Source organism: Microcoleus sp. PH2017_28_MFU_U_A, from assembly GCF_020738035.1.
In the GTDB taxonomy this organism is placed as follows: Bacteria; Cyanobacteriota; Cyanobacteriia; order Cyanobacteriales; family Microcoleaceae; genus Microcoleus.
In genome coordinates this window covers 34,595-48,707 of the sequence record NZ_JAEQCX010000113.1, presented here as the reverse complement: position 1 = coordinate 48,707, position 14,113 = coordinate 34,595, and the positions used below count along the sequence as shown (strand labels likewise).

The window sequence follows — 14,113 nt, the reverse complement described above, 5'->3', positions numbered from 1 at the left end:
TCAAATCGAGAGAGCCAATCAAAATCAAAATCAACTGCAATCTCAAATATCCGACTTAGAAAATCAGTTAGAAAATGGGCGTCAAACTCGATCGCAATTAGAGTCTCAACTAGAAACTGCTAACAGAGAGCGATCGCACATTTACGCCCAACTCTCGGAAATGCAAAGTCAAATCGAGAAAGCAAACCAGAGTCAAGCTCAACTTCAATCTCAAATATCTGAGTTAGAACATCACTTAGAAACAGTATATCAAGAACGGTTGCAGCCAACACCGGAAATTACTGCAACAGCGGAAGAATCACCAAAAGCTGAATTACTAGATAAAAACGCCGAGTCAACCCCAGAAGCAGCAATTTTGAAAAATCAAGAATTTGTAGTTTCTCAGCAAGGCGAAGGTGACTATACCACTATTAGCGAAGCCCTAAAAAATGCTGTTTCAGGTACGCGAATTTATGTGCATCCGGGTGTGTACAAAGAAAGTATAATAATCGACAAATCTGTGGAAATTATCGGCAACATAGAAGCGGGTAGCGTCACTGTTGAAAGCAGCGATTCAAACTGCATTCAAATGGCAACAGACAGCGCTTTAGTCCGAGGATTGACAATTAAAACAACAGGAAAATATTACGCTGTAGATATTCGCCAAGGCGAGTTAATCGTAGAAGACAGCGATATCACTTCTGCCAACTATTCTGTGGTAGTAATCTGCGGCTCTAATGCTAATTCAGTAATCCGTCGCTGTCAAATTCATGATGGAATATGGAACGGAATCTTTATCTCGGATAATGGCAAAGCAACGGTGGAAGATTGCAATATCTATAATAACGGCACTCTGGGAATAGGTGTCGGATTGGGAGGAAAATTGATTGCGCGCAGGTGTAGAATTAATGGTAATGAAGGTGAGGCGATCGCAGTTTACAGAGATAGTATTGCTACGGTGGATGATTGCGATTTAACCGGCAATACTGGGGGTGCTTGGCGGATTGCAGATAACGGATATATTCGCGGGAAAGGCAATCAAGAATAGAAGAAGTCATTAGTCATTTGGGACGGGCTAGAAGCCCATCCCACAAAAATCTTTTTTATTGTGGGATGGGCTTCTAGCCCGTCCTAATTATTTTTGCAAGAAGTCTATAATCTTAAACAAAAGACTTAACCGCATTTGCCAAATCCGCCGCATACTCTTCGTGCAAGCCCAAAGAACCAGGGATAACTCGCGATTCTACTCCCGGTAATTGGGCTAATACTTCCATTTCCGCCTTAGATTTGGGCGGTGCTTTCTCAGCAATTACAACCATCACGGGTACTGCTAATTCTTGGAAGTTGGCGACAAATTCTTCTCGGGTTTTTGCCGGATCTAAACCACCAGTTACAAAAGCCGCCGAACCAAATCTCGCACCCGCTTTCTGAGTAACTTTCCACTTGTTTTGGATGAAATCGGGGGTGACTTTTGCTGCATCCGCGTAGACGTGGCGGCGGTACATTAAACCCAGGAATGACGGCGCAGTGTTCAGTTTGTAAAGGAATTGACCGAGTAAGGGCGATCGCACTAATTCTCTCACAATTCCGTGCCAGCCGCTTTGCTGTTTGCTCATCGTCGGTAAAGGCCCGCGCCAAGTCGGTGCAGCTAACACAATTTTTGACCAAACATTCGGCTTTGACTGCGCTAATTGCATCGCATAACCGGCAGCGTGACCGGCCGCAACTACAGCCACAGGACTGCTAAAAGTAGACTCAACAAAATCCTGAATAAATTGATGATATAATTGCGGTTCGTAGTCGGTGCACGGGCGATCCGAGTCGCCAAAACCAGGCCAATCTACACTCACAACTTGAAAGTTAGGCGCCAACAATTCCGCTAAAGGACGCATTTCTGCTCGTGTTGAAACCGTACTGAAAGCTGGCAGCAATAATACGGTGTTTCCTTGTCCTCTGGTTTCGTAAATAACTTTGATTTGCGTTCCTTTCCAGTTCCAGAGATATTCTTGAACTGTCGCGGGATAGCTGCCATAATTAGATTGGATTAAATCAGCAGTCTGAGTCACAGCTTTTGCTCCTGTTAATTTGCTTCTGCTTGCGCGCTAACTTCGCAACCCAGTGCCTTGTTTCTCATCATTTGAAAGATGTTATAAAATCCGTTAGCGCGAGAAGGTGTCAGGCTCACATTCAATCCCGTATCTTGAATAAAATCTGGGGTAACGCTGACTATTTCCGCAGGCGTCAATCCGCTTAAACCTTCGACGAGCAAGCCAACTAATCCTTTGACTAGCTGAGCGTCTGAATCGCCTTCAAAGGAAACTTTTCCGTCGGCTAAAGTTGCGGTAATATAAACTTGTGACACGCAGCCAGAAACTTTGTTCTCTGGCTGTTTATTGCTTTCGGGAAATGGTGGGAGTCGCTTGGCATACCACAGCAGTTGTTCGTAGCGCTGTTTCGGATCGGAGTGTCGCTGGAAGCGCTGGACAATTTTAGCTAGGGTTGGCGGTAGCGCGGTATTTGCGGACATGATTTCGAGTAGCGGTTTACATCGCTAATATTATACATTTCATTTTAGCAGTCGGTGCGGGCGATCGCCAATCAGAATAGGTTATTGTAGAGAAAAATTGCGTGAAGCGTTCGCTCTCCCCTTCCCGAAGGCTAGCTATCCCGTTATTAATCGCCCTACAAATCTCAACGGAGGAAATATGGTATTTGGTGCAGTTGACGAACATTGGTGCCGAGTTGTGATGAACCGCGAAACTCGCAACATCGTTAAAAGCTTGCAGCCCGATCGATTAAATACCTTAGAAATCTCTGGCGACAGTTGGGGCAAATTAGAATCTTTTCAAAGCTATAAATCCGTCAAATATCCAGAGTTTGACATTTGCGAGTGTTGCCTCGATCAAACATTTGATTTAATCATTGCCGAACAGATATTTGAACATTTACTTTGGCCTTACCGCGCTGGCAAAAATATCTATCAAATGCTCGACAAAAACGGTTATTTTTTAATAACTATACCGTTTTTGATTCGGATTCACGATTACCCTAACGACTGCTCTCGCTGGACAGAAACAGGAATCAAATACCTGCTGGCTGAATGCGGTTTCAATTTAGAGCGCATCCAAACAGGCTCTTGGGGAAACCGCGCTTGTATTGTGGCAAACTTCTCAAAATGGGAATATTACAATGCTTCCATTCATTCGTTAGCAAATGAGCCGGATTTTCCCTTAGTAGTATGGGCTTTGGCGCAGAAATAACACCCCGATCGAACAATTTGAGATTTGAAATTTTTGGTTTTAGATTTGGGATTTTAGATTTTAGATTACCGAAGAAGACTGCGCCAAACTACGAGAGAGTCGATCTTACAAAACAACGTTAGCTGAAGCAGTCTTGGCGATCGCGCTCAACTCAAGTCCAAGGGCGGCAAACCGCGCAACTGACGCAGGGAATTGATGCACAACTGACAGTCGCAGCCAAACAGCGCCGCCGCTGCATCGCTTTCTTCCTCCGTAAAATCTAGCATCGCCACCGGTTCTTGATTCGGGCGCTGCCAACCGATTCTGGCCTTGGAATTAGCAGCAGCAGCCTTACCGGGAAGGCGCATACAAGTCAGACGTTGGGCGTGGGGCGATCGCACGCAGGTTGGCGCATCAGCCGATTTACCCGGTGTTTCGCCTATGTTTTGAGTTTGGGCGATCGCGCTCAAAGACATCAGAGATCCAAACAGCGTCGGACTTACAAGCAAAGTGAGGAGCAATCTATTCATTTGTCGTCCTTAAGAACTTCAACGTACACAGTAGCGGATTATCTGTGGCAATTCAACAAGGTTTTTGGCTTGCATCAGTATGGCTTACCCTCACAGTCTTGGATGCATCGATACCAAAGAAACCAGGTTTTTTACCGAGATTAAAGGCTACAATCCAGTATTTTTTTTGGTGAAAAACCCGATTCATATGGAATATATCTATATAAATGAGTATAATTTATCTGATTAATATTAATATTAAGATGGCTGAGAAGCACTCCGATCGAGAGATAGGTTATTAGGTGGAGTTGGTAAAGGAACATCACCCTCAACAGGAGTAAGAGTTACTTGTTGCTTAGAAGCAGCCTTATTAGCCTTAACAATTTCGGTAATTGCTTCCCACAAATAAGGTTGAGTAACACACTTTTTCTCTTTAGGTTTTTTTTCTCTAGCAGCAGCAACTACAGCTTGAAACACAGCATTTTTAATATCTCTACCTGAGATTCCATCAAATTCTTTGGCTAATTCAGCAAAGTTGACGGAATCGGCTAAAGGAAGTTTGCTCGGTATCTGTGCTTCCCAAATTTTTTCTCTTGCTCCTTCATTTGGTAAATCAAACTGAACTTTCCAGCGAATTCTACTAATAAATGCAGCATCATAATTGCGAATTAAGTTAGTAGCAAAAATCACAATACCTTCATAAGCTGATAATTGTTTAATCATCACACTGCGGGTCAAATTAACTGCTGTATCCGTTGATTGAGTAACATTTTCTAGTCGTTTACCCAAGAAAGAATCAGCTTCATCAAAAAATAACACTGCCTTATTTTGCGTAGCAAAATCAAAAGCACCTCGAATATTTTTAGGAGTTTCGCCAACATATTTAGACTCTATCTGTTCATAGGGAACATCGAGTAATTTGAGGTTTAAAGCATGAGCAACAGCTTCAGCCGTCAGAGTTTTTCCGGTTCCTGGTAGACCCGAAAAATTGACAGAAAGAGCTTTATCTAATTTGTGCTTTTCTGCCATTCCCCACTCTTGATAAATTAAATCTTGATACTCTATTTCAGCCAAGATTAAATCTACTTGATGCTTAGTATTTTCTGACAAAATTACATCATTTAACGTATATTTGGCATCTCTTAAATATAAACTAAAATCGATCTTTGATTTTGAATCTTCATCTTTTTCTGGTTCGTGTTTGGAGTTGTTAGCAGTTTCACCTGCCGCTTTCAGAAAATTATCTAATCTTGGCATATTTTTTACATCCTTTTATATTGTCAAAAATTTAATTCCAATCTTCCAGAACACCTATTTCAGCTTGCGATCGATTTCTAGGAAAATGTCTAGTGGCATATTCTGGCACTCCCTCAATGCTAAAAACTTGAGACGGTTTTACATCAATATAATTAGGATCCCATATTTCCATAATTATTTCATCTTGTTTTCTGCCAAGATAAAATATTACATACAAAGTGCTGCGGCGACCAAACTCTGAAATTAAGACAGGTTCAATTTCTTGTTCCCAAATTGGCTCTAATTTTTCTAGGACAATTTCTGGAAACATCGCGGAGTTTTTCTGTTGTCTTCTAAACATCTCAGTGAAGATACCAAAACCGCTGCGTCTCTTACCATAAATTATACCATCTTCAACGCTATCTTGAAATTCTGATGCTCGATCTCGTTTTGGATTTCTTGGATCAAATTTTGGCATTTTTTACTCCTTTGAAAGTTGAATAATTAATGAATAGCAAATTTTTTGTTAATCAATTTGGATGATTAAAGCATTGTAAAATAGATTTTGCTTCATATCGCTGTAAGGATCTAAGGTGCTATTTACCATTTCTAGCGCTTTACCAAAAGGACTAGCCTCCATTAATTTTACGAAAGGATTATTCGCTAGTTCGGATGGCAGTTCAGGTGGTGCGATAAACTTGAGAAATAACGGAGTAAATAATTCCATTGCTATTTTTTCCCAACGTTCATATTCTATGCCTGTTAACTGATTATCCAAAACATAGATCGCTTCCAATTTAGAAGAACGAACATTAGAATTAATTTCTAAGTCACGTTCATCTAATTGAGGGATTTGATAACCTCTTTCCTCATCTTTTGTTTCTGTGTCATAGAGCCAAATCTGGAGAGATTTGAAATCACATTCGGGCATGAGACGAGCTCTCCGAAAGATAACTCTCGCGATTAAATCATCAAAAAATCGTTTAATTTGTACACTACTGTCTACTTGCCCAGTGCTTGAAGTTTTCCCTGGTACGCCAAATAGTTCGATAGTTGTCAAACTTCCATCCTGTTCAGGAGAACGGAAACCAATTCTCAGAAATACAGTTTCATTGTTAGAAGAACTCGGCATAGTTAACTCCTCTTGAAATTAAGACCAATTTTGTAGTTTTAATCTTTTAGCTTCTGAACGATTAGTAGGTAGTGGGGAATCTTGAGGTGCTTGTTCTAAGACAAAAACTTGAGACGGTTTAGTGGTATAATATACAGGATCCCAGATTTCCATCATTGTTTCCCCAAGAAACGCACCTGCATATAAAATGACATACAAGGTAGCTACAAAACCAAAGACAGCTATTAAAGCAGTAACAATAACTGTTTCCCAGAGAGCTTTGATTAAATCGACCAATCCATTAATAAAAGCTGCTACCGCTCTGCCTAACCACTCAATTAACTGATCGATTAAACTTCCTACCCATGAAAAAAATCCCATGCAGTTCTCCTTTTGTATAAAATGATTAAGATAAAGACAACCTAGTTACAATTGGATTTTGCCTACTAGGCAGTTGAGCTTGATCTTCAGCAATTCCCAAAGAAAAAATTAATGACTGATTTTGATAAGTTCTAGGATGAGCAATTTGCAGAAAAGCATCCCGTCCTTCTTGAAAAATTGCAATTATCCAATCAGCAGAATAGCCTAATTGAGAGCGTAACTGAGTTTCGATTTCATCCCAATTATTGTCTAAAAACTGTGCTACGAGAGCTAAATAACGTTGTGTTGCTTCTTTGACATAACCAAAAATTTCTTTGGCTACTGCTACTAAGTTTTCCCATAACCTAGCAAAAGCTCTCGATAACGCTTCAACGATGGCAGCAACTCCATATCCTACTGCTGCACCAACGGCTGCACCAACTAAAATTTCTGTTGCTGCTTGAAAAATAGCGTCCCACATAGTGATTACTCTATGAAAAAATGAAATTTATTTTTGCTGACTCCCTGCAAGGATTCCTGATATCATCAAGCTGAATCTTTTCTGATACTAAATCACCTTTCTGAACACCGCCACATGAAAAGAACTGATTTTCTGCCCTTTTTTGTAACAAAATCTTAAGCAAAGACCAGAAAAAGCCTGATTTTCTCGGTTTAGACTAAGCTATAATGGCTAAAATCCATACCTGACATGACCTCTATGACTATTACAGAAGTTTTACAAATTGTAGATCAGTTAGTTGAGAAGCAAACAGGAGAACATCTAGACGATTTAGAAAAAGCTGTCGTTAAAGGACTTTGGCAAGGTAAAACTTACAGTGAAATCGCAGATGAATGTGGGTATCAGAGTAAAAATCATATTGGAGATGTCAGCCGTAAGTTATTTAAGATTTTATCTGAGCAGTTAGATGAAAATATTAAGAAATCTAATTTTTGTTGGACAATAGAAAGATTAGCTAATTCATATAATTCTTTACAGCAAGTTAGTTTAATTAATAATAGTCATATTAATTGGTGTTCTAATAATCCTCCAGATTATTATAGAAATACAGAAGAAACTTTTAACAATAAATCCTATCAAGATTTAACCCTAGCCCCAAAAATAACCCACTTTTACGATCGCACTCTAGAACTTCAAACCCTATCCCACTGGTTAACAGATCAAAATACTCGTCTAATCTCAGTCTTAGGATTACCTGGAATTGGGAAAACCACCTTAGTTAAACAGTTTATTGACCTAAACCTGCAAAACTTTGATGTAGTAATCTGGAAAAGCATCAAACTCTCCCAGTCTTTAGATAACATTATTACTCAAATTTTAACAGGTATTAATTCCGCACCTATTCAAACTGACAATAAATTAACCCAACTCTTCAATCTTTTACGCGAACAAAGATGCTTAATCATCCTTGATGATGTGCAAGAGTTGTTTACCAGCGGACACTTTGCCGGACAATATAAAAGCGAATATAAAGATTATAAAATCCTTTTCACAAGGATGGCAGAAATTGAACATCAAAGCAGTTTAATTTTAATTAGTCAAGAACAATGTCAAGAAATGCTCTGCTTAGATCAAGACTTATATCCTGTTAAATGCTTAGAATTAGAAGGGGTAGACAATACCAAAATCCTGAAAAATCAGGGATTAAAAGATGAGCAACATTGGTCAAAACTGATTAATCTCTATGAAGGTAATCCAGTTTACCTAAAAGATATTGCCAGTTTAATTAAAAATGTTTTCTTGGGTAAAGTAGCTGAGTTTTTAGCTGAAGATAGCCTGATTCTAACAGAAGATATGAAATCTCGGTTAAGTGAATTATTCCACAGATTATCCCCCATAGAACAACAGATAGTTTTAGAATTAAGCAAATCCAATCAACCCGTGTCAAGGGAAGATTTAAGACAAGGTTTAGAACTCTCCTCAATGGATTTGATTAATGGCTTACAATCTTTGAATAGACGGTATTTACTCAAAAGAATTGAACTAGAGAAAATTTTGTTTGATTTATCTCCCCTTTTCCGAATAAGTTTAAGATTTGTTGCAAGTTTAGAGAATTCCCTTAGCTAGTGATAACAAAATCATTCAATGTGGGTAAAATAATGTCAGTCAGGGCAACTCGAAGCAGCGCACAAGTTTACATCGGAAACCAGGTGGGGAGTGATGAGTACAGTTTTAGTTGTGGAAGATTCCCGCAGCCAGCGGGAGTGCATTTCACATCAGTTGAAATGCAGTGGATTAAATGTAATTCAAGCATCTGACGGTGTGGAAGCACTAGATAAAGTTGAGAGAAGTTACCCGGATTTAGTATTATTAGATATCGTCATGCCCCGCATGGACGGTTACGGTGTTTGCCGTTTAATCAAAGCTAATCCCGAAACTCGGAATATACCAGTAATATTTTTAACCGGCAAGGGACAGCAGCTAGCTTTGTTCTCCAGGGCGATCGATCGCGCCGAGGCGTATGTTAGCAAACCTTGGCAGCCCAGGGAACTTTTGGCAACCATCAAAAAAGTCTTGATGAATGCCAATATTAAGTTCGATCGGGCTTCGGCTGACGCTTGGACGGAATACGGCATTTTAAACTTAAGTACCATTGAATTGTATCAAAGTCGCGCCGATGCTTGGACAAAATACAGCGCCCAAATTATTAAATTGTACGATACCAGCATAGCAGCTTTTCAGCAAGCTTTGGCAATTGAACCGACTCACTCGACAGCCAACAAGTATCGCAACCGAGTTCAGACTATCCGGGCAATTTTGATGAAAAAGATTGAGCAAAATCAACCTTGCAAAGTCTGCGACTATTATTACGGCAAAGATGGTATCAATTGTGCAGTACATCCCGCTGGTCGCCCTCAGCCTTTTTGTCGCGATTGGGAGTTTAATTAATTCAACTACAATGAAAACAAATAACCGCACCAACTTGGAAAAACTGCTGCAAGAAAGAAACGAAAATCCCCAAAGAATAGCAGAAATTGATGCCAAAATTAATGCAACTTTCCGCCAAGAACACACGATATTGGTAATGGATATGTCGGGATTCTCGCGAACGACTGTCCGCTACGGAATCATTCATTTTCTGGCAATGATTCACCGGATGCACGGAATTGTCAAACCGATAATTGCGGAATGTGGCGGTACTGTTGTTAAGGAGGAAGCAGACAATATTTTTGCAGTATTTCCCGATGTAAAATCTGCTGTGGAATCTGCAATTGACTCTCTGAAACAAACGGTGGCTGTCAACACGACTCTGCCGCCGGATATGGATATTTACCTCTGCATTGGTATTGGCTGCGGCGATGTTTTGATGCTGGAAGGAGAGGATATGTACGGATCGGAATTTAATCTAGCAGCCAAGCTGGGAGAGGATTTGGCGGAACGGGGAGAGATTTTGCTTACCTCAGCAGCGTTTGAAAAGTTTGAAGGTGATAAGCAAGATTGGGAAAGAATAGATTTTTCGATTTCGGGTTTGGAGTTTGTGGCGTATAAGCAGGTACAGTCTGCTTAAATTATCTCAGGTTTTTTTCACAATATAAAATAGAAAATTGATGAGAAACCCAGTTCCTTCGCAAATACCCGGTTAGTCTACGATTTTTAGTACATTCCTCGACGCAACTTGCACTCTTATAGAGGTTAGTCTTCTGGTACGTTGTTGCGCTTCAGCGCTCTTTGATATATAAAGTAGAAAAGGGTCATAAAGCGCAACAACCTTCAAAGAAAATTGCACTCTTATAGGGATTAGTCTTTAGGTACGTAGTTGCGCTTCAGCGCTCTTTGATATATATAGCCTTTCTCAAAAAGGTGAGGTATGACTGACAGGTTATATAACCACTGAAACCAAGAGGGCCCAAGCCCAACAACGTCCGCGAATCTTTCTGAGAACCGCTATAAATTAGAAAAGAGCGCTGAAGCGCAACAACGTACCTTTATTTAATCTCAAAAAAGATAGAGTTTAAAGAAAACAGGATTGACGCATTTTTAACCACTCGTGCGTCCAATAAATTAAAAAATCAGATGATTGACGAACAAAAAAATTGGCAAACTATCAATTTAGCGAATATTCAACAGAGGCTGGCTTGGGTGCAACAACAGCCGGATGGAGTTGTGTTTTGCAAAGAGTCGGGAGTTCACTATGTTGCAGTTAGAAAAGATAAAGGTCAAATTAAGCTATGTTTAGTAGAAAAAGTGAATTTGTATACAGATTTATTGCAATCTGTGTTCAACCTCAACAATCCTCTGCATTTAGTTTCAGAATATACCCAAGCGATGATGTTGGGTTTATTGTGGCAAAATCAACCTAAAAAAGTTTATATAGCTGGGTTTGGCGGTGGCAGAATTCCGTTAGTTATGCACCATTATTTGCCGGAAACTGTTGTAGAATGTGCTGATGTAGATGCGATCGCGATTTCAGCCGCCATTGAGTGTTTTGGAGTGCACTTCGACAGCAGACTCAGCGTAGCAATCCAAGATGGGAGAGAGTATCTAGAGCAGCAAAGCCCAGATGTGCAGTACGATATAATCATGACTGACGTGTTTTTTGGCAACGGCTACTTTCCGCACCGGCTAGCAACTAAAGAATTTTATGAACTTTGCCAAAAACATTTGTCAACCGCTGGAGTTGTTTTAGTAAATCTGCTGCAAAGAGATGAGTTTTATGCCCAAAAGGTGAAGACTTTTCAAAGCGTGTTTTCCCAGGTATACGTATGCCCTTGGAAGGATATTAATAGTGTTTTAATTGGGACTAACGGCCCTATTTTAGACAAAGACGAGATTGTTTCCAGAGCAAAATATGTGCAAGATGGACATGAATTTTCGTTTTCCTTGACAGACAGAGCTCTTGATGTGAAAATAGGTTCAGAATTGTCTCAGATTATAGCTAATTTAGACCAAGCTCAAATTTTGACCGACGATTTGCCACCCCCCGGTTATTTTGATATCCAACACAACAAAACTGGTTCGTAGTGAGGACTTTAGTCCTCTGAAAATGAGGACTAAAGTCCTCACTACGAACTTAATTAGTATTTTTTTTACCGGATTGGATATAATTTATCCTTTAATATATTCAGCCATTTGCTTTTCTAGGCGATCGATCAATGTATCGACATCCGCTGCTGCGAGTTCAAAACAATCAGGGGGTGCGGGGTCAATTTCAAACAAAATTAGCTTGATTTCACCTTCGCCGATCGCCAAAATCGCTACCTCTTTCTCCGGTTTGTGAGCGTTTAGCACTCCTAAAATTTCCTGAATATGACTTTTAACTTGACGGTTTAACTCTTCTACTGCCTCTTTTTTACAGTACACGAAGCGTGGCGTTCCGGCAATATCAATGCCCAAAATATCGTCGCTTTCCTCTCCTCTTTCCTGAAGGAGTCCCCAAGCTAAAGCCGCCAATTCTTGTTTGTTGGCTGCTACAAATTTATCTAATTTGCGGCGCCAGTTACTTTGATTTTTTTGTTCGGACTCAGGCCCACCAAATAAAAACATTTTTTCTCTTTGCTTGTAGAAACTAATATCTTACGGTTATTGGTTATTTGTTATTGGTTACTGGTTACTGGTTATTTGTGATTCGTTATTGGTTATTTGTGATTCGTTATTAGCAGACTGTGAATAACTAATTACCAATGCCAAATGCCCAATGCCCAATGACCAATTACCAATTAGCAAATTCAACCTAAAAGCGCAGCGCTTTTATTTTATACCAGATTGCACCCGCCAGAGCGACGCATAAACTCCATTATGTTCGATAAGTTGTTCGTGATGCCCCGATTCTACCACTCGCCCCTGCTCCATGACAAAAATGCAATCGGCATTACGGACAGTAGAAAGACGGTGGGCGATCGCAATTGTAGTCCGATTTTTGGTAATTCGTTCGAGCGATCGCTGAATTGCGGCCTCCGTCTCGTTATCCACCGCTGAAGTAGCTTCATCCAGAATCAAAATCGGCGGATTCTTCAACACAGCCCTCGCAATCGCAATCCGCTGCCGCTGTCCCCCCGACAATTTTTGACCGCGTTCCCCTACAATAGTGTTGTAACCGTCCGGCAATTGCGCGATAAACTCGTCAGCTTCCGCAATTTGAGCAGCATTTACTATCTCTCGATCGGTGGCATCAAAAGTGCCGTAAGCAATATTTTGGGCCACCGTACCGTGAAACAAGAATACATCTTGACTCACCAATCCGATCGCTCTCCGTAAATCTTTTAAATTCAGGGTAGTTAATTCTATGCCATCGAGATAAATCTGACCATATTGTACCTCGTACAGCCTCATAATTAATTTTACCAGCGTACTTTTTCCCGAACCAGTCGCGCCCACAATTGCCGTAGTCTTCCCCGCCGGCAGAGTCAGGGAAAAATACTGCAAAATCGGTTTTCTTTGATTGTAATAAAAGGTAACATTTTTAAATTCCAGCGTGCCTTTAATCGAACTAACCGGCAGCCGAATATCACCCGTGCGAATTGCGATCGGCGTATCCAACAAATTCATCACCCGATTAGTAGAAGCCATGGCGCGCTGGTATCGATCCATAGTATCACCCAGGCGGGTCAGGGGCCACAGCAACCGCTGCGTCAAAAACACCAAAACGCTGTAAGTCCCTACAGACAATCTGCCCGCCACTACCTCCAAACCGCCCAGAAATAGCGTTGCAATAAAGCCCAGGAAAATCACCACGCGAATTAGCGGAATAAAAGCTGCCGAAATTGCGATCGCCCGTCGGTTACTTTGGCGGTAAGCTTGACTTTGGGTTTCGATGCGCTGAGTTTCATAATCTTCGGAAGTAAAACTTTTAATAGTAGTAATTCCCGTCAGATTATTCGACAATTGCCCGTTCAAAAAACTCACCTTTTCCCGCACATCAGCATACAGTGGAGCAAGGCGATTTTGAAATGCAAACGAGCCCCAAATAATAAAAGGAATTGGCAGCATTGACAGGATAGCAACAGCAGGAGATGCTGCAAAAAAAGCGGCGCTAATCACAATTACCGTCGTACTTACCTGAATCACTTCATTGGCACCACCATCCAAAAAACGTTCCAGTTGATTGATATCATCGTTGAGAATCGAAATCAAACCGCCCGTGCTGCGTTCTTCAAAATAAGCTAATTCTAATTCTTGTAAATGGCTGTAAGCTTCCAGACGCAAATCGTGTTCGATATCCTGAGCCAAATTGCGCCACAAATAATCATAGGCATATTCAAAAACCGATTCCAAAGTCCAAACAATCAAACTCAACAAAGTAATGATTGCGAGTTGCCAAACGACATCTTTTATGCCCCACTTAGCAAGGATAGAATCTTGTTGTTTCACCACCACATCAACGGCAATACCGATTAATGCTGGTGGCGCTAAATCAAAGAATTTATTCAGCAGCGAACAAATACTTGCCAGCCAAGTTTTCAGGCGGTAGCGGCGCCCGTATTTCAGCAGCCGCTTGAGGGGATGGACAGGTTTAGAGGGATTTGGTGACAATTGAGGATGGGGATAATTGGACAAGTTTTAGATTGTGCAGTTATTTTTATGGTTTTAGGAACGGGCTAGAAGCCCATTCCACAATCTTTGGAATTGTCTTTGGGAACGGGCTAGAAGCCCATTCCACAATCTTTGATTTTTTCTGCTGGAACAGGCTAGAAGCCCATTTTACAATCTTTGAAATTGTCTT

Annotated in this window: 16 protein-coding genes; 6 read left to right on the top strand and 10 right to left on the bottom strand. The window is 40.8% G+C overall.

Translation table 11 applies throughout. The annotated features are described in order from the left end of the window. Positions 1-1,027: right-handed parallel beta-helix repeat-containing protein (locus JGK14_RS26325; protein WP_293193108.1), on the top strand; the 1,027-nt coding region annotated here is incomplete at its 5' end. Positions 1,028-1,139: 112 nt separating this feature from the next. On the opposite strand, the gene JGK14_RS26320 is transcribed toward JGK14_RS26325, so the two are convergent. Together JGK14_RS26320 and JGK14_RS26315 are read right to left on the bottom strand one after the other, a co-directional pair. Further along, positions 1,140-2,045 carry an alpha/beta fold hydrolase gene (locus tag JGK14_RS26320; protein ID WP_293185116.1) on the bottom strand — a complete coding sequence of 302 codons (906 nt, stop codon included), beginning with the start codon at positions 2,043-2,045 and terminating at the stop codon, positions 1,140-1,142. Between the two features lie 14 nt (positions 2,046-2,059). Continuing rightward, entirely contained in the window at positions 2,060-2,506 is a 447-nt protein-coding gene (locus JGK14_RS26315; protein ID WP_293185115.1) for a SufE family protein, read from the bottom strand. Between the two features lie 178 nt (positions 2,507-2,684). Between JGK14_RS26315 and JGK14_RS26310 the strand changes: the two genes are divergently transcribed. Beyond that, positions 2,685-3,239, top strand: a complete 555-nt coding sequence (locus JGK14_RS26310; protein ID WP_293203469.1) for a methyltransferase domain-containing protein — start codon at positions 2,685-2,687, stop codon at positions 3,237-3,239. Between the two features lie 146 nt (positions 3,240-3,385). Here the strand turns inward: JGK14_RS26310 and JGK14_RS26305 are convergent, their stop codons facing one another. The 6 genes from JGK14_RS26305 to JGK14_RS26280 all read right to left on the bottom strand — a co-directional run bounded on the left by JGK14_RS26305 (position 3,386) and on the right by JGK14_RS26280 (position 6,915). Then, positions 3,386-3,748: a hypothetical protein gene (locus tag JGK14_RS26305; protein ID WP_293185113.1), complete on the bottom strand. Its 363-nt coding sequence runs from the start codon at positions 3,746-3,748 to the stop codon at positions 3,386-3,388. Between the two features lie 237 nt (positions 3,749-3,985). Beyond that, a complete protein-coding gene (locus JGK14_RS26300) occupies positions 3,986-4,984 on the bottom strand; it encodes an ATP-binding protein (RefSeq protein WP_293231504.1) in 999 nt (332 codons plus the stop codon). Between the two features lie 31 nt (positions 4,985-5,015). Continuing rightward, positions 5,016-5,441, bottom strand: coding sequence for a hypothetical protein (locus tag JGK14_RS26295; RefSeq protein WP_293231505.1), 426 nt, complete (start codon positions 5,439-5,441; stop codon positions 5,016-5,018). 48 nt (positions 5,442-5,489) lie between these two features. Further along, positions 5,490-6,095 (bottom strand): hypothetical protein, encoded by a 606-nt coding sequence (locus JGK14_RS26290; RefSeq protein ID WP_293231507.1) that lies wholly within the window; start codon positions 6,093-6,095, stop codon positions 5,490-5,492. An 18-nt stretch (positions 6,096-6,113) separates the two neighbouring features. Then, a complete protein-coding gene (locus tag JGK14_RS26285; RefSeq protein WP_325315670.1) occupies positions 6,114-6,455 on the bottom strand; it encodes a hypothetical protein in 342 nt (113 codons plus the stop codon). Positions 6,456-6,480: 25 nt separating this feature from the next. Next, positions 6,481-6,915 (bottom strand): hypothetical protein, encoded by a 435-nt coding sequence (locus tag JGK14_RS26280; protein ID WP_293231511.1) that lies wholly within the window; start codon positions 6,913-6,915, stop codon positions 6,481-6,483. Positions 6,916-7,152: 237 nt separating this feature from the next. Between JGK14_RS26280 and JGK14_RS26275 the strand changes: the two genes are divergently transcribed. The 4 genes from JGK14_RS26275 (at position 7,153) to JGK14_RS26260 (ending at position 11,415) form a co-directional block, all read left to right on the top strand. Then, positions 7,153-8,520, top strand: coding sequence for an NB-ARC domain-containing protein (locus tag JGK14_RS26275; protein WP_293231513.1), 1,368 nt, complete (start codon positions 7,153-7,155; stop codon positions 8,518-8,520). A gap of 93 nt (positions 8,521-8,613) precedes the next feature. Then, positions 8,614-9,342: a response regulator gene (locus JGK14_RS26270; protein WP_293185111.1), complete on the top strand. Its 729-nt coding sequence runs from the start codon at positions 8,614-8,616 to the stop codon at positions 9,340-9,342. Positions 9,343-9,352: 10 nt separating this feature from the next. Next, positions 9,353-9,961, top strand: a complete 609-nt coding sequence (locus JGK14_RS26265; protein WP_293185109.1) for an adenylate/guanylate cyclase domain-containing protein — start codon at positions 9,353-9,355, stop codon at positions 9,959-9,961. A 506-nt stretch (positions 9,962-10,467) separates the two neighbouring features. Continuing rightward, a complete protein-coding gene (locus JGK14_RS26260; RefSeq protein WP_325315669.1) occupies positions 10,468-11,415 on the top strand; it encodes a spermidine synthase in 948 nt (315 codons plus the stop codon). Positions 11,416-11,499: 84 nt separating this feature from the next. Here the strand turns inward: JGK14_RS26260 and ccmS are convergent, their stop codons facing one another. Further along, on the bottom strand, positions 11,500-11,937 hold the full coding sequence (gene ccmS, locus JGK14_RS26255; protein WP_293185107.1) for a beta-carboxysome assembly chaperone CcmS: 438 nt from the start codon (positions 11,935-11,937) through the stop codon (positions 11,500-11,502). Between the two features lie 204 nt (positions 11,938-12,141). Then, positions 12,142-13,923, bottom strand: coding sequence for an ABC transporter ATP-binding protein (locus tag JGK14_RS26250; RefSeq protein ID WP_293314486.1), 1,782 nt, complete (start codon positions 13,921-13,923; stop codon positions 12,142-12,144). Between the last annotated feature and the right edge of the window lie 190 nt (positions 13,924-14,113).